Here is a 15900-nt window from a genome sequence, read left to right on the forward strand (position 1 = left end):
CGATGTCAGGATAAACCGCGGCGCGGTTTACCTGGACGGTATTTTGCCTTTCGGCAAAAACCTGGTAACGCGGGGTGGAGCAGCCCGGTAGCTCGTCAGGCTCATAACCTGAAGGCCGCAGGTTCAAATCCTGCCCCCGCAACCAAATCCTCTTCATGGATACCTACAACAGAATAGACAGAACCCGCGTTAAGCGGGYWTTTTGCGTTCAACTCTATTCCCTAGAAGAACGCCTGGATGCCGGTCTGCGCCCGGCCCAGGATCARMGCRTGGACGTCATGCGTGCCCTCGTAGGTGTTGACCGTTTCCAGGTTCTGAGAATGGCGCATGACGTGGAATTCGATCTGGATACCGTTGCCGCCGTGCATGTCGCGGGCCTGGCGGGCGATATCCAGCGCCTTGCCGCCAACATTTTCATCAGCAGGAGTTCGACAAAGACCTGTGCATCCTGCAAAATCTCCTATTCATCCGCATGGAGGAGAATGCATGCCAAGGCTGGGCGGTCTCATAACCTGGATCATCGCGACAGGACTTGCCACCGATGACATCGACGCATTGCTCGACGGTGTTGCATCGCGTTTGATCGAAGCGGGCTATCCGCTTATTCGCGCGTCGATCGCAATGCCGTCGATCGACCCGAAGCAACGAAGCTTTTCGGTTGCCTGGTATCGCTCGTCGGGCATTTCGAAGGAAATCCAAGAGCACGGCGAGGAGGGGGATGCGCTCTTCCAGCGATCGCCGATCTCCTATCTGCTGCAAAACCAGCTCGAGTTTGTTCGGTGGGCGCTGCCGGCGAACGCTGACACACCGCCGTTTCCAGTTCTGGTGGAGCTCAGTGATCAAGGGGCGACCGAGTTTGTCATGAAGATCGCACCCTTCCCCGGGGGTACTGCCCTGGCGGGAGCAAGCTTTTCGTTGGCGACCGACCAGGCCGGTGGCTTTTCCGAAAGCCAGATTGCCGGGTTTGAAAGCATCATGCCTGCAATGGCGCTCGCCTGCTGCCGGATTGCCACCACTCGCGTGGCAAAGGATGTGCTTGCCGTCTATACCGGGGAGAGAACAAGCGAGCTCATTCTGACTGGCCAGATCCAGCGCGGGGGCGGAACGGCGATCTTCGCCGCGATCCTTCTTGCCGACCTGAAGAATTTTACCTCCTTGAACGAACAGTACGAGCCGAACCTCATCGTCGATTGGCTAAACGAACACTTCGAAGCGATCGGACGGCCGGTCATTGATGAGGGCGGCGAGATTTTGAAGTTCATGGGTGACAGCCTTCTGGCCATTTTTCCGGCGCAAGCAGGCGACACGAGGTCAGCATGCGCAATGGCTCTAGCGGCCGCGCAAGGCGCAATACGATTGAACGAAAAGCTGAATGACCGCAGACGAGCGCGCGGCGAACCCGAGATTCCCGTCGATATTGCGCTTCACCTCGGCGAGATCTTCTACGGCAATGTCGGGACAGATCGCAGGCTCGATTTCACGGTCATCGGCAGAGCTGTCAACGAGGCGGCGCGGATCGAAAAGTTGGCCGATAGTCTCGAATGCAACCTGCTCGCTTCGGCACTCTTTGCCTCTCAAACCGGCAATGCCTTCAGGCCCGCCGGCCATTTCAAGCTGAAGGGTGTTGAGCTTCCGGTTGAGATATTTACCTGGAAGGGCGAACAGTAGACACTCGCCGTCCGGAGCGGTGGCGCATAAGCGCAGCTGTATTGACGTCGATCTGGTCCCGCTCTCAACCTGCGCTGCGGTACAGCCTGTCTGTCCAATGATCAGAGCGCAGGCGTCAGGCTGAAATCAACAAGACCTGAGACTCATTCGAACAGGTCAGGATGATCGGCTTCGATCTGTGGCAGGTCGGACAGGATGCCGTTCAGATGGGCTCTCATTGCCGAGGCTGCCGCCTCGGCGTCACGCGTATCGATGGCTTCAATAATGGCCTGGTGTTCGGCGATCAGCCGCATCATCGAATCCGGATGGCGGAGCTGTAGGTTGCAGACGCGGTCCATATGAGCCTTGATGTCCGAAATCGCGTTCCAGGCCAGGCTGCAGCCGGCACCTTCGGCGATCGCAATATGGAACTGTTCATCTTCCCGGCGAAACGCATTGTGATCCTCGGCTTGCATGGCCGACGTCTGCCTGGCGATAATCGTGTCGATACGCCGCCGCGTCCACGTGTCGAAGCTCTCGCTGGCCCTGCGGGCAACGGCAGTCTCGAGTGCCTCGCGGACAAAGCGGGCTTCCATCATCTGGCGCGCGGAGATGCGCACGACGACGGTACCGCGGTTCGGACGGATCTCGACGAGCTTTGATTTCCCGAGCGCGATGAGCGCCTCGCGCACCGGCTGGCGCGATACGCCCATGCGGGTGGCGAGGTCCTGTTCGGACAACCGCGTGCCTGGCGCCAATTCCAGCTGGATAATCAATTCGCGTAGGTCGCGCTCGACCTGGGCAGCCGCTGTCTCACCCGTTTCGACTTTCAGGGATTCCACGTTCATATTCTTGGCCGCCGTCATGCGTTGACATCCATCTAAAACCACCATACAGTACCATACAATTCAAACGCAACATAAATCCGGCTGTGTCGAAGCCGGGCAAACAGGGAGGGGCCGGCGCCGCGTGTCCGGCCTTTGAAAAGCAGTGCTATCCAATCTGTCCAACTTCATCGCGCCCGACTCCAGGGACCCGCGTCTTCGCATTAAATCCCGCTATCAGATGCTTGTCGATGGCAAGTCGATCGATGCCTCTTCCGGCAAGACGATAGACCGCGTCAGTCCCGGCCATTCCGGCGTGGTGGTGGGCACGTGGCCGGATGCATCGGCCGATGACGTGAAGGCGGCGATCGCGGCGGCGCGGCGCGCCTTCGATACCGGGCCGTGGCCCCGCATGTCGGGCGCCGAGCGTTCGCGGCTCATGTTCAAGGTCGCCGATCTCATCCTGCAGAAGCAGGAAGAGCTGGCGCTGATCGAAAGCCTCGAGGTCGGCAAGCCGATCGCGCAGGCGCGCGGCGAGATCGGGTTCTGCGCCGATCTCTGGTCCTATGCAGCGGGGCAGGCTCGAGCGATCGAGGGTCAGTCACACAACAACATCGGCGACGACAGGCTTGGGCTGGTGCTGCGGGAGCCGGTCGGTGTCGTCGGTATCATCACGCCATGGAATTTCCCCTTCATCATTGCCTCGGAGCGCGTTCCCTGGGCAATCGGCGCGGGCTGCACCGTGGTGCTCAAGCCTTCGGAGTTTACATCGGGCACCTCGATCCGCATGGCCGAGCTGGCGCGTGAGGCAGGCATCCCGGATGGCGTTTTCAATGTCGTCACCGGTTACGGCGATCCAGCCGGCCAGGTTCTCGCTGTAGACCCCGGTACGGATATGGTCGCCTTCACCGGCTCGGTGCGCGTTGGCACGAAGCTCGGCGAAATCGCGGCGCGGAGCGTCAAGCGGGTCGGCCTGGAGCTCGGCGGCAAGGGTCCGCAGATCGTCTTTGCCGATGCCGATCTCGAAGCGGCTGCCGATGGTATCGCCTATGGTGTCTACCACAATGCCGGCCAGTGCTGCATTTCCGGCAGCCGCCTGCTTGTGCAGGAGGGTATCCGCGATGCGCTGATGGAGCGGCTCCTCGACATTTCGCGCAAAGTTACGTTCGGCGATCCCTTGAACGAGCGCACCAAGATCGGGGCGATGATCTCCGAGGCTCACGCGCAGAAGGTTCACTCCTATGTCGAAGCGGGCGTCGAGGCGGGTGCAGAACTGCTACTCGGCGGAACGCGCGCGGGCGAGGGGGCGGGCCTCTACTACGCGCCGACCGTGTTTGCAGGCGTCACGCCCGACATGTCGATCGCCCGCGAGGAGATATTCGGTCCGGTGCTGTCGACGCTGACGTTCAAGACAGCGGATGAGGCGGTGTCGATCGCCAATGCCAGCGAATACGGGCTCTCGGCTTCCGTGTGGTCCACCAATCTGGAGACCGCGCTGCAGAGTATCCGCCGCATTCGCGCCGGACGCTGCTGGATCAATAGCGTCATCGATGGAACACCGGAAATGCCGATCGGCGGCTACAAAAAGAGCGGGCTGGGGCGCGAGCTCGGTCGCTACGGCTTCGACGAATATTCGCAATTCAAGGGAATTCACGTGACGCTGGGTCGCCCGGCGCCATGGTTCAGCTAGGCACGTGAACGCAGCCTGACACAGGAGGAGGGCTGCAACACTTGGGGGAAATCCCGGCTGGCGCGATCTTTGGTCGGAGCTCGCCAGCCGGGAATTGGGTCTTTCGACCCGCATTGCACATCCAAAGGGAGGATACGCAAATGAAATTGACCAGACTGAAATCCGCGGCACTTGCCGCGGCATGGGTAGCCTTGTGCTCGACAACTGCACTTGCAGCCGACGTCAAGGCGACGATGATCATCTACCTCGATCCGAGTGTCCAGTTCTTTAACCCGGTGGTGAAGGGTGCACAAGACGCGGCGGCCCAATTCGGTGTCGATCTCGACGTCCAATATGCCAACAACGATCCGGTACGCCAGAACGATCTGATCGAGAGCGCGACGGCAAGTGGCGTCGATGGGATCGCAGTTGCGATTTCATCGTCGGATGCATTCGACAGCAGCATTTGCTCGGCGGTCAAGGCAGGCATCATCGTCATCGGTTTCAACAACGATGACCTAGAAGGCGCCAAGGGAAATTGCCGCCAGGCCTATGTCGGCATGGATGAATTTGCGTCCGGCTATGAACTCGGCAACCGCATGATCAAGGAGTTTGGTCTGAAGTCGGGCGATGTGGTCTTCAACCCGCGGGAAATCCCGGAAGCCAGCTTTGCCGTGGCCCGTGGGGGCGGCATCGAAAAGGCGATGACCGAGGCAGGCATCAAGGTTGAAACGGTTCGCGCCGGCCTCGACCCGGCCGAAGCCCAGAATATCATCGCCCAATTCCTGATCGCCAACCCGAACGTCAAGGCATTGTTCGGCACCGGTTCGGTGACCTCCACGGTCGGTGCAGGCGCCATCAAGGATGCAGGGGTCAAGATACCCTTTGGCGGGTTCGACCTTGCGGTGGAGATCGTCAACGCGGTCGAAAGCGGGGCGATGTTCGCCACCATGGATCAGCAGCCCTATCTGCAGGGCTATCACCCGATCGCCCAGATTGCTCTGGCGAAGAAATATGGTCTGACGCCGACGGACATCGACACCGGGCAGGGCGCCTTCCTCGACAAGTCGCGGATTGGATCCGTCAAGCCTCTGATCGGAACCTACCGGTAATCCGATCCGACGAGCCTGCCGGCAGACCGGCAGGCTCCAGCTTTACCAAAAGATCGAGTCAAAAACCGTGACACCTATTATCGCAGACAGTGCCGCGCCACGCTCGCGGACCCAAAAGCAATCCGTTCTCAAGCAGATCATGGCGATGCCGGCGGGAGCGATCCTTCTCGTTTTCGTCGCGCTGCAGATCGCCTGCATTCTCGGAGCGCTGCTCTATCCCGATGACTTCCGTTATCTCTCGCCACAGAACCTGACGATCCTGATGAAGGCGGTGCCCGTTCTCGGCTGCCTGGCGCTCGGCGCCGGCGTGCTGATGATCGCCGGGGAATTCGACCTTTCGATCGGTTCGGTCTACACGTTTACGGCAATCCTGATGGCGACATTGGTCGGCGCCGGCGTCAGCGCCTTCATCGCCGCCCCGGCCGGCATTGCCGCCGGCATGATGATCGGGCTCCTCAATGGCCACATCACCTTGCGCTTCGGCCTTCCGTCTTTCATCGTCACCCTTGGTGGCCTGCTGTTCTGGCGCGGCGCGGTGCTGCTCTACAATGGTGCCGTGCAGGTTCGTTTCGACCCTGACGCGGTCTTTTCCGCACTCTTCTCGGGAACGTTTCTCGGGATCAATGCGGCGTTCATCTGGATCGTGCTGTTCGTGATCGGCTTTCATTTCCTGACGCACCGCCACCGCTTCGGCAACCATGTCTTCGCAACGGGTGGCAATCGCGCAGCAGCCGAGGCCATCGGCATCGACACCAGCCGCGTGAAGCTCATCGCTTTCGCGATCGCCGGCGCCATGGCCGCAATGGCTGGTATCCTCGCCACCGCCCGCGTTGGCAGCGTGCAGCCGGGACAGGGCGCCGGGCTCGAACTGCAGGCGATTGCCGCCTGCGTCATTGGCGGGCTCTCGTTGCGGGGTGGGCGCGGCTCCATCGCCGGCATTTTCCTCGGCGTCCTGCTGATCCACACGATGACCGACGTGCTGCTGCTTCTGAGAGCCCCGGGTTTCTATCTCGACATGTTCATCGCCACGCTCATCGTACTGGCGGCGATCTTCAATCAACTCATCGAGCGGCGGGCGGGCGTCTGATGTCGAAAGAAAATCTTCTCGAACTCCACAATATCTCGAAGAGCTTCGGTGCGCTGACGGCCTTGAGCAACCTGAGCTTCCATATCGGCGAAGGGGAGGTGGTGGGTCTGCTCGGCGATAACGGCGCCGGAAAATCGACCGCCGTCAATCTGATCTCAGGCATCCACAAGCCGACGGATGGCTATATCAGTGTCGACGGAAAGCGCACGCTGTTCACATGCCGGTCCGATTCTGCGGAGGCGGGTATCGAGACCATCTACCAGCATACGGCACTGGTCGATTCCCTCTCCATCACCCGCAACATCTTCATGGGCCGCGAACTGACAGATCGGTTCGGCTTCCTGCGGCAGGCAGAGATGCGCGACATCGCGATGGAGGTTCTTACGAACGCCGTTCATATTTCGGGTATCGATTCACCCGACACCCTCGTCGGTAATCTTTCCGGTGGGCAGAAGCAGGCCGTCGCCATTGCGCGCGCGGTCCATTTCAAGAAGCGCGTCCTGCTGCTCGATGAGCCGACCTCCGCGCTTTCAGTGCGAGAGACGGAAGCGCTCCTCAATCAGGTCTTGAAGCTCAAGGCCGAGAACGTCTCCAGCGTGCTCGTCACCCATAATCTCTATCACGCCTTCCAGGTCTGCGACCGGTTCGTGATCATGAGCCATGGCACGAAGGTCTTCGATGTCCCGAAGTCGGAAACAACCGTCGGGCAACTCACCGAATATGTCGTGCTCAATTGAGCGGCGATCGCAACCGAAAGGCAGAAACGTGACCCTAAATGCCAGAATACGTCAGGTCGTCGGCCCGCAGGATACGGCGCGGCGCAACACGCAGGAGCTCCGGGACGGTTTCGTCATCGATGATCTCTTCCAACCAGGCGCCATCAGCCTCACCTACAGCCACCTCGACAGGATGATCGTCGGCGGAATATCTCCGGTCGCAGGTTCGCTGGTTATCGATCAGGTCACGGAAACCGGAACGGCCACGTTCCTTGAGCGCCGCGAGGCAGCCATCGTCAACATTGGCGGGCGCGGGACGGTCACCGTTGGCGGCACGCCATATCCCCTGGAGTTCCAGGAGGCGCTTTACGTCGGGATGGGCGAGGGGCCGTTGTCCTTCACCAGCGAGGACACAGCTCATCCCGCGCTCTTCTACCTCCTGAGCGCGCCTGCCCATCGTGCCTGCGCGACCACACACATTACCCGGGATCTCGCACGCAAGGTGGCAGTCGGCTCGGCCGAGGAATCCAACGCGCGCACGATCAATCAATATGTACATCCGGACGTCTGCGAGAGCTGCCAGCTTCTTGTCGGGCTGACGATGTTCGAGCCGGGATCGGTGTGGAACACCATGCCGGCCCACGTGCACGACAGACGGATGGAAGTCTATCTCTACTTCGGCATGGCCGAACAGACGCGGGTCTTTCACTTCATGGGAGAGCCCGATGAGACGCGGCACGTCGTCCTGAAGAACCACGAGGCGGTCCTGTCCCCTGGATGGTCGATCCATTCCGGCGCCGGCACCGGCCGCTATGCCTTCATCTGGGCGATGGCCGGTGACAACATGAGCTTCACCGACATGGACAAGGTTCCGATGGAAGCGCTGCGGTGACGGCCTTCGATCTCAGCGGCCGTTGTGCCATCATAACCGGCGCGAACACAGGCATTGGCCAGGCGATTGCCGTGGGACTGGCAAGGGCCGGCGCCGACATCGTCGCGGTTGGACGATCATCCATGGCCGAGACCGAGGGAGTTGTCCGTTCGGCGGGACGCGACTGCCTCACCGTCCATGCCGATCTGTCGGTAGCGGGCGCGGCCGCCGAGGTCATGGAAAAATCGGTCGCGCTTGGCGCCAGACCGGATATCCTCGTCAACAATGCCGGCATCATCCGCCGGGCAGACGCTCTCGACTTCACCGAAGCCGATTGGGACGACGTGCTCGACACGAACCTGAAGTCGGTGTTTTTCCTCTGCCAGTCATTTGCACGCTCTGCAATCGCGGAGGGCCGCAAGGCAAAGATCATCAACATCGCGTCTCTGCTGTCTTTCCAAGGCGGCATCCGGGTCTCATCCTACACGGCCGCCAAGAGTGGTCTTGCAGGTCTGACGCGGTTGATGGCAAACGAGTGGGCCGCAAAGGGTATCAACGTCAATGCCATTGCGCCGGGCTATGTGGAGACGAACAACACGGAAGCTCTGCGGGCCGACCCCGAACGGAGCGCCGAGCTTCTGAAACGCATTCCGGCTGGCCGCTGGGCCAAGCCGGATGATATGGTCGGGGCCGCGATTTTTCTCGCCGCTCCGGCTTCGGATTACGTGCATGGCACAATCCTGCCGGTGGACGGTGGATGGCTGGCCAGATGAGAGGACCTATGCAGCACTATACGATACCTGATAACACATCCTGGACCGAGGTCGCGCCCGGCAACCGCCGCGCCGTTCTCAGCACTCGTCCCGAACTGATGCTGGTTGCCTTCAGCTTCGATGAAGGCGCGGTTGGCGCCTTGCATTCACATCCCCATACCCAGGTAAGCTACATCGCCGAAGGAACCTTCGACGTCACGATTGATGGCGTGACGAACCGATTGGGACAGGGAAGCAGCTTTATCGTCGCGCCCAATCTGGTCCATGGCGTGGTGGCACGCAGCAAGGGCCTGCTGATCGACACATTCACGCCGTGCCGCGAGGACTTTCTATGACCATCGCCGAGCAGCCGTTGCGCGAAATCGCCGATCGCGGTGTCAGGCCGTCTGCACCTTGAGATTGGCCTTGCTGCCTCCGGGCGAAGATACAGACGAACGTTTGACAAGGGAGCATTCGAGCTTCGTGATCTCATGACGCCGCTCGCGCGGCAGAACTGCTGTCTCGAGATGCTCGATCGCCCATTCACCCATAGCCATATGGGGGAGAACCGATGTGGTCAGCGGCGGTATGAGGTGGCGGCAGATGTCCTCATCATCATAGCCAATGACGGATATGTCCTCGGGAATGCGCAGACGCTTCTCCTTGAGGGCCTCGTAGCAACCGACCGCCGTTCGATCGTTCTGGCAGAAGATTGCTGTCGGGGGCTCGGGAAGCGACAGAAGCCGCATCGTCCCGGAATAGCCGGCGCTCGCAGACCAGTCACCCTCGATGACAAGGTCCGGATCGAACGGAATGTCGGCCGTGGCGAGCGCGCGGCGATAGCCCGTCAGGCGATCCTGGGCCGCTTGCATCCAGGGCTCCCCGGTGATCGTCGCGATGCGATGGTGACCATGCGCGATCAAATGCTTGGTCGCTGTCTGGCCACCGGCGATTTCGCTCGGTACGACCGCGGGAAAAGCATAGTCGGACGTATAGCAGTTGAGCAGGACGATAGGGATGTCGAGGCCGTAGTAATAGGCTGGCATCTCCACTTCCCGCGTGAAGATCGTCATGTAGATAAGGGCTGAAATGCCGCTATCCGTCAGAGCCTTGATCGCTCGCGGTTCCATGGCCGGATCGCCGAGCGTCTGCGCGACGAGAAGCACATTGCCCGCGTTCCAGGATGCCTGACGCGCGCCTTCAATCGCAACGACAGCCTCCGGACTGGTCCCCAGCTGGTCGACGACGAAGCCGATAACGCCATCCAATTTGGAGAGGGATGCGGATCCCGAAGATACGGAAAATGTCGGCGCCACGTAGCCAAGTTCACGGGCCGCTTCGATCACCCGGTCGCGGGTTTGTTGGGATAACCGCGTCCCGGCCGTGTTATTCAGGACGAGGGAGACGGTCGCCTGGGAACATCCCGCCGCTTTGGCTATGTCGGTCATCGTGACCCTGGCGCCTTGGCGCCGGCCCCTGCGTTTCGTCGCCTTGTCCGCGCCGGATCGGAGCTGGCCATCTGCTGCGCCTGTCCTCTTCATAGCGATGCCTCGATCCCCTTCGCATAACCTGTCGGGCGAGCGCCGAAAATGCAGCTCACCTACGCGCTAATTTTTATTAGCACCAAGTAGCGCGGTTCGGCAACTGCAGCTTGGCGAATTAGCAAATTTGTGCGCTGCATATAAAAAATATGCCGTTTCCGGTCAAATTCGACGCTACCCATCATGCCGCGCGACGCGGATTGCTAATAATTAATGATAATACTATTTACGAACTAACATTCCTCATATACGTTGGATCTTGCGGTTGGACGGAGCGTTTTCTCGCATGCGAGAGGCCCTGGAGGGGGTTACGCGATGGACTGCTGCGGGTTGGAACCAGGCTCGGAGGTGGGCCAATGGGAGGATTATCATGACATACCTGACACGTGGTGCGGCAGCTTTTGCAGCCGGGCTCATGCTGAGCTCCGTCTTGACGACAGCGGCCTTTGCCGCCGACAAGCCGACACTCGCTTTCGTCGTCAACGGCGCCTCTGACTTCTGGAAGGCTGCCGAAGCGGGCGTCAAGAAGGCGCAGGCCGAGCTTCCCGACTTCAACATGGAGCTGAAATATCCGGAGCAATCCTCCGTCGCAATTCAGCAGCGCCTGATGGAAGATCTGGTGACCGCCGGGGTCAAGGGGATCATGGTTTCCGCCGTCGATCCCAAGACATCGACAGACGGTCTGAACAAGATCGGATCGCAGACGGCCCTCTTTACCACGGACAGTGACGCGCCGAATACAAATCGCGTTGCCTATATCGGTTCATCGAATATCGATGCCGGCAAGCAGGCCGCCGAAATCGCCAAGAAGGCGATGCCGGACGGCGGCAAGTGCATCGGCTTCGTCGGTCTGCTGGGTGCTGATAACGCCAAGGAACGTATCCAGGGCATGAAGGACGGCCTTGCCGGCACGAAGATCGAGCTGACCGACGTGCGTGGTGACGATATCGATCAGACGCGTGCCAAGAAGAACGTCGAGGATGCCCTCGTCGCGAGCCCCGACGTGACCTGCATGGTCGGTTTCTACTCCTACAACACGCCGAGAATTTACGAGGCACTCCGCGAGGCGGGCAAGCTTGGCCAGATCACCGTTGTCGGTTTCGATGATGATCCGATCACGCTCGGCGGTGTCAAGGAAGGGACGATCGCCGGCACCGTCGTGCAGCAGCCCTACATCTGGGCCTATCAGGGCATGAAGCTGATGGCCGCCTACGTCAACGGTGACAAGTCGGGCGTTCCCGACAACAAGCTCATCATCGTCCCGACAAAGGTGATCGGCAAGGACGACGTTGACGCTTATGCCGCCAACCTCAAGGCGATGGCCGGTAACTGATGGCGATCTGACAGCGGCGCCGGCGCAAGCCGGTGCCGCTGCGTGCCCATTGCCCGCAGCCGGAAAAGGGTAGCGGGCAGTCCTGAAGAGCACACAGCCTGTGGATCGACATGAACGATTTGACTGAGACCGCGCCGTCACGCGAAGCGCCGCCATTTCTGAGCTTGCTGGGGATCGGCAAAACCTATCCGGGCGTCGTCGCCCTGGACGGTTTCTCGATGCATGTGAGCCCCGGCGAAGTGATCGGTCTCGTTGGCGAAAACGGTGCCGGCAAATCGACGCTGATGAAAATCCTCGGTGGTGTCGTGAAGCCGGATCGCGGCACGATCCTGATCGACGCAGAGGAAAGATCCGCCCTTTCTGTCGATAGCAGCCTGGGATCAGGCATCGCCTTCGTTCATCAGGAGCTCAACCTCTTCGATAATCTTGACGTTGCAGCCAATATCTTTCTCGGCCGGGAGCCGCTGCGGGGAGGGCCATTGAAGCTGGTCGACCGCCGGCGCCTGAGAGCAATGGTTGCGCCGCTTTTGAAGCGCGTAGGAGCGAATTTTTCCGCCGATACGCCCGTCGCCTCTCTTTCACTCGCCCAGCAGCAGATGGTGGAGATCGCCAAGGCGCTGTCGATCAACGCACGGCTGGTGATCCTCGACGAGCCGACCTCCAGCCTGCCGCTGGCTGAAACCGAGAAGCTACTCTCGGTAATATCGGCGCTGAAGGCCGACGGCATCAGCGTCATTTTCATTTCCCATCGCCTGCACGAGGTCGAGCGCGTTGCAGACCGGGTGGTCGTCCTCAGGGACGGAACGCTTGCAGGCACGCTCGCCAAAAGCGAGATCAACCACGACCAGATGGTCAAGCTGATGATCGGGCGGGCGCTCACGGCGAGGGACGCCGAATCGCAACGGGCGCCAGGTAAGGTCGCGCTGAAGACTACAGACATTCGTTCTGCCGCCTATCCTGCCAGAACCGTCAATCTCGACATCCGTTATGGCGAGATCCTCGGCCTTGCCGGCCTTGTCGGCTCCGGCCGCACCGAGCTCGCCCGCATTCTCTTCGGGATTGACCGCAGCTACGGCGGCACAACGGAAATGGACGGGCGCGAAATCAGGTTGACCTCGGCCACCAAAGCCGTCGAGGCTGGGATCTTCCTGGTTCCTGAGGATCGCAAGCTGAGCGGGATCCTTCTCGACCTGCCCATTGCGCAGAACATCTCGCTGCCCAACCTTCCGGCGTACTCGCAAAACTTCATGGTCTCCTCGAAGCGGGAGACAACGGGCGCGGAAGTCCAGCGCAAGCGCCTTGGAATTAAGGCGCCGTCGGTCTCGACCAGGACGGGCACATTGTCTGGAGGCAACCAGCAGAAGGTTGTCCTTGCAAAGTGGCTGGCAATGAATCCCAAGGTGATGATCTTCGACGAGCCGACCCGCGGTATCGACATCGGCGCCAAGAACGAGATTTATATGCTGATGCGCAAGCTGGCCGACGCCGGCGTCGCGATCCTGATGATATCAAGCGACATGGAGGAGGTGATCGGCGTGTCCGATCGCATCGCTGTCATGCATGAGGGCCAGATTTCGGGCATTCTCGAAAAACAAGACTTCACGCAGGAAAATGTCCTTCTGCTGGCTGTCGGCAAAGCGATACACTGATGGCCGCGGCTATCGCCAATAGGGAAACGCGATGATGAGTAAGAAAGATCTGGGGCTGCTTCTGTTGATCGTCGTTGTCGGCATCGTCGTGACGCTGATCAACCCGCGCTTCCTGCTGCCGATCAACCTTGCCAACACGTCGAACCTCATCGGTCTTTTCGGAATCCTGTCGATCGGCCAGGCCTTTGTCATCATCACGGGCGGCATCGAGCTCTCGGTCGGATCGCTGGTTGCGCTGCTTGGCGTGCTGTTTATCGATTTCGTCGCCGTGCAGAACATGCCATGGACGATTGCGCTGCCGCTGATTCTCGTTCTGGGCGGTGTTCTTGGCGCCATCCACGGCTGGCTGATCACCAAGCTTAACCTTCAGCCCTTCGTCGTGACGCTGTGCGGGTTGCTGATCTATCGTGGTGCGGCCCGCTTCTATACCGGAGACGGCACTGCGGGTTTCGGCTTCGGCCAGAACTTCCCGACCCTTGAGTTCCTGACAGCCGGCCGGTTCTACGGCGTTCCGAACACATTCATCGCCCTTGTCGTCATCGCTGTTATCATGTGGGTGGTCCTGCACCGCTCGGTCTTTGGCCGGTATCTCTACGCCATCGGCAAGAACGAGGAAGCCGCCAGATATTCCGGCATCCACACCGGCAGGATGGTGATGATCGCCTATGTCATCTGCGGCGTGCTGACAGCGCTTTCGGCGATCTATTTCGCGATGTACACACGCTCGATATCTCCGGCGAGCCACGGCCAGTTCTATGAGCTCTATGCGATTGCTGCCGCTGTGCTTGGCGGATTTTCCCTGCGGGGCGGCGAGGGCTCTCTGATCGGGGTCATCCTTGGCACCATTCTGCTCCAGGAGCTGCAAAACCTCGTCAACCTGCTTGGAATACCGTCGTCGCTGAATTTCGCGGTCATGGGTGGTGTCATTCTGATCGGGGTGCTGATCGACCAGCAGTGGAGTGCCATCCGCGCGCAACGGCGGCTCGTTTCGGCCGCCCGCCAGGCGGAGACGCGCCAATCCGCGCCTGTGACTTAAGTTCGTTTCTGACACAGCTTGAAGCGGAGCTGGAACATGCTTCGCACCGGCACCACCAGATCAAGGGATAGGCACGGTATCGCTCTTTGACCTCCCCGGCGCACCAGATTTCTGGCAGCCGGGAAGGCACGGCTTCAGCTACCCGCGAGCCCGGGGAGCGGACAGTTTGCTCAGCTTCCAAGTTTCCTTGCCCATACCTCAATCTCGTCCCCGCTGCCGAGATCGGGCTGTACCAGGCCGTTGACGATAAAGGTCGGCGAGACATGGATGCCGTTCTGGCGGGCATATTTTGCGTGCCATTTGACCTCACGGTCGAGATCGGGGATGGCGAATGCTTCCGAAACCCGGATGCCGCTATAGTCTTCGATCCGCCTGATAATGCCGTTCGGCGTGGCGTCCATGTTCGGCCCGCTGGCATGGTGTGTGAATTCGAACTCCTCGCGATGGTCGCCCACGGCGGCAAGCACCTTTCGCGCGCTTTCCTTTCCGCCCTCGAGTGTCGAGGCAGCCAGGATAGCCCTGACAATGACGCCCGAAAACATATGCCAGGGTTGCGACTGGAGCCGGATCTTGACAGTCACCCGGTCGTGTCCGGCATGCGAAAGAAACCCGTCCAGTTTACGGAACGCCTTGACGGAATAGGGGCAGGTCGGCTCCAGGAAGACCTCGAAGGTCTGCTGGCCACTGCCCCATTCCAGCGGGTCGGCTTTCCAGTTCGTTGTGCTCATGCCCTGAAGTCCTTCGGTTTGATGTCTGAAGATGGGTGGACGGCTGCGATGTCATCGCCGCGGTGTTGCGCCGAGGCGCGCGAGAACGTTGTCCGGAATACCGTAGCGCTGGATAACCTCGTGCGTGTTGCGCAAGCCACAGATATCCCGTTGCACGAAAAGCGCCCAGACCGCCTGCGCAGCCGCATCGACCAACCGCTCGCGTTCAACCGGCAGCACGCCGCTCTCTTCTGCCGTCTTCAAGGCGGAAAGCGCCTGCTCGACCGATCGGCCTTGCCGGCCAAGTGAACTTGCGCGCTCGGCCGCCAGTTCATATTCAAGGGCGCCAAAACCGGTTTCGACCAGGTTCGACGCATTCAAGCTGCGGGGTGGGCGCATAGTTAGCCGGTTCGATAAATCATCGTGTTCCTGACCCTACACGATCTATAGCCAGGTCCGGAACCCCCTCCCGGGGGTGACGGATGCGCGCCGGTGAATTGCTTCAACGGCGCGCCGGATGCAGTTTTGCCAAGCCTTCAGGGCTTCATCTTGCGCAACATATCGGCGATTGGCCCGCCATGCGGGGGAGGTCCAGGCGGCGGGCGAAGGGCGTCGGTCTTGCCATCCTGATGGACGAGGTAGCTCGCATGCAGGAACCCGTCGTCGAAGCGGCCTTGGACACTGATGGGTTCGCCGATAGCAACGAGCTTGCCGTCATCGCCGGCCGGACCAGTCTCGATCAAGGCTTTCCCGGTCTCGTCTTGGACGATGAACTTGTTGCCGTAGATCTCCGTGACCTTGCCTTTGAGCGTCACCACGCCCCAATCGTCCTTGAGGCTGGAGATCGAGGTGGGCGTCAAGGGCGCAAGCTCGATGCCAGGCCGGGTGAATTTCATTGCCGCGGCACCGCCGGCCGCACCGATTGCAAGGACCGCAAAGGCCGCAATTCCGAAAGC

The 15900-nt window shown here is 60.4% G+C and carries 16 protein-coding genes, 1 tRNA gene and 1 pseudogene; 12 read left to right on the forward strand and 6 right to left on the reverse strand.

Annotation, left to right across the window (positions count from 1 at the left end; genetic code table 11):
* The first annotated feature begins 68 nt into the window (after window positions 1–68).
* A tRNA-Met gene (locus tag AC1DNK_RS29465) sits at window positions 69–145 on the forward strand.
* A gap of 76 nt (window positions 146–221) precedes the next feature.
* Here the strand turns inward: AC1DNK_RS29465 and AC1DNK_RS29470 are convergent.
* Window positions 222–404: pseudogene (locus AC1DNK_RS29470) on the reverse strand (acyl-CoA dehydrogenase family protein); the annotation flags it as partial.
* Here AC1DNK_RS29470 and AC1DNK_RS29475 point away from each other — a divergent pair.
* Window positions 367–1668: an adenylate/guanylate cyclase domain-containing protein gene (locus AC1DNK_RS29475; protein ID WP_477944751.1), complete on the forward strand. Its 1302-nt coding sequence runs from the start codon at window positions 367–369 to the stop codon at window positions 1666–1668. The pseudogene AC1DNK_RS29470 and the gene AC1DNK_RS29475 sit on opposite strands and share 38 nt — an antisense overlap.
* Before the next feature lie 143 nt (window positions 1669–1811).
* Here the strand turns inward: AC1DNK_RS29475 and AC1DNK_RS29480 are convergent, their stop codons facing one another.
* The gene (locus AC1DNK_RS29480; protein WP_162698762.1) at window positions 1812–2513 is read right to left on the reverse strand and encodes a GntR family transcriptional regulator; all 702 of its coding nucleotides are present in this window, start codon (window positions 2511–2513) and stop codon (window positions 1812–1814) included.
* 199 nt (window positions 2514–2712) lie between these two features.
* Between AC1DNK_RS29480 and AC1DNK_RS29485 the strand changes: the two genes are divergently transcribed.
* The 7 genes from AC1DNK_RS29485 (at window position 2713) to AC1DNK_RS29515 (ending at window position 9034) form a co-directional block, all read left to right on the forward strand.
* Window positions 2713–4161: an aldehyde dehydrogenase family protein gene (locus AC1DNK_RS29485; RefSeq protein ID WP_477944764.1), complete on the forward strand. Its 1449-nt coding sequence runs from the start codon at window positions 2713–2715 to the stop codon at window positions 4159–4161.
* Between the two features lie 140 nt (window positions 4162–4301).
* A complete protein-coding gene (locus tag AC1DNK_RS29490; protein ID WP_112390077.1) occupies window positions 4302–5252 on the forward strand; it encodes a sugar ABC transporter substrate-binding protein in 951 nt (316 codons plus the stop codon).
* Between the two features lie 67 nt (window positions 5253–5319).
* Window positions 5320–6339, forward strand: a complete 1020-nt coding sequence (locus tag AC1DNK_RS29495) for an ABC transporter permease (RefSeq protein WP_477944753.1) — start codon at window positions 5320–5322, stop codon at window positions 6337–6339.
* Window positions 6339–7076 carry an ATP-binding cassette domain-containing protein gene (locus AC1DNK_RS29500; protein WP_112390075.1) on the forward strand — a complete coding sequence of 246 codons (738 nt, stop codon included), beginning with the start codon at window positions 6339–6341 and terminating at the stop codon, window positions 7074–7076. Before AC1DNK_RS29495 ends, AC1DNK_RS29500 begins: the two co-directional genes overlap by 1 nt.
* Before the next feature lie 28 nt (window positions 7077–7104).
* Entirely contained in the window at window positions 7105–7947 is an 843-nt protein-coding gene (gene kduI, locus AC1DNK_RS29505; protein WP_477944755.1) for a 5-dehydro-4-deoxy-D-glucuronate isomerase, read from the forward strand.
* Window positions 7944–8699, forward strand: a complete 756-nt coding sequence (gene kduD / locus AC1DNK_RS29510; protein WP_477944757.1) for a 2-dehydro-3-deoxy-D-gluconate 5-dehydrogenase KduD — start codon at window positions 7944–7946, stop codon at window positions 8697–8699. Before kduI ends, kduD begins: the two co-directional genes overlap by 4 nt.
* An 8-nt stretch (window positions 8700–8707) precedes the next feature.
* Window positions 8708–9034, forward strand: a complete 327-nt coding sequence (locus AC1DNK_RS29515) for a cupin domain-containing protein (protein WP_442209643.1) — start codon at window positions 8708–8710, stop codon at window positions 9032–9034.
* Window positions 9035–9076: 42 nt separating this feature from the next.
* Here AC1DNK_RS29515 and AC1DNK_RS29520 read toward each other — a convergent pair whose 3' ends face one another.
* Window positions 9077–10126 carry a LacI family DNA-binding transcriptional regulator gene (locus AC1DNK_RS29520; RefSeq protein WP_477944759.1) on the reverse strand — a complete coding sequence of 350 codons (1050 nt, stop codon included), beginning with the start codon at window positions 10124–10126 and terminating at the stop codon, window positions 9077–9079.
* 463 nt (window positions 10127–10589) lie between these two features.
* Here AC1DNK_RS29520 and AC1DNK_RS29525 point away from each other — a divergent pair, with 463 nt between their 5' ends.
* The 3 genes from AC1DNK_RS29525 (at window position 10590) to AC1DNK_RS29535 (ending at window position 14237) form a co-directional block, all read left to right on the forward strand.
* Window positions 10590–11552, forward strand: coding sequence for a sugar-binding protein (locus tag AC1DNK_RS29525; protein ID WP_112390070.1), 963 nt, complete (start codon window positions 10590–10592; stop codon window positions 11550–11552).
* Window positions 11553–11662: 110 nt separating this feature from the next.
* Window positions 11663–13201: a sugar ABC transporter ATP-binding protein gene (locus tag AC1DNK_RS29530; RefSeq protein WP_112596340.1), complete on the forward strand. Its 1539-nt coding sequence runs from the start codon at window positions 11663–11665 to the stop codon at window positions 13199–13201.
* Between the two features lie 34 nt (window positions 13202–13235).
* Window positions 13236–14237 (forward strand): ABC transporter permease, encoded by a 1002-nt coding sequence (locus AC1DNK_RS29535; protein ID WP_112390093.1) that lies wholly within the window; start codon window positions 13236–13238, stop codon window positions 14235–14237.
* Window positions 14238–14407: 170 nt separating this feature from the next.
* Here AC1DNK_RS29535 and AC1DNK_RS29540 read toward each other — a convergent pair whose 3' ends face one another.
* The 3 genes from AC1DNK_RS29540 to AC1DNK_RS29550 form a co-directional block, all read right to left on the reverse strand.
* A complete protein-coding gene (locus AC1DNK_RS29540; protein ID WP_477944761.1) occupies window positions 14408–14965 on the reverse strand; it encodes a DsbA family protein in 558 nt (185 codons plus the stop codon).
* Between the two features lie 51 nt (window positions 14966–15016).
* The gene (locus tag AC1DNK_RS29545; protein WP_477944762.1) at window positions 15017–15343 is read right to left on the reverse strand and encodes a DUF6665 family protein; all 327 of its coding nucleotides are present in this window, start codon (window positions 15341–15343) and stop codon (window positions 15017–15019) included.
* A 137-nt stretch (window positions 15344–15480) separates the two neighbouring features.
* Window positions 15481–15900 (reverse strand): hypothetical protein (locus AC1DNK_RS29550; protein ID WP_477944763.1); only part of this gene is annotated, 420 nt, incomplete at its 5' end.

The sequence above is a fragment of the Rhizobium sp. 01N424 genome, assembly GCF_056399485.1.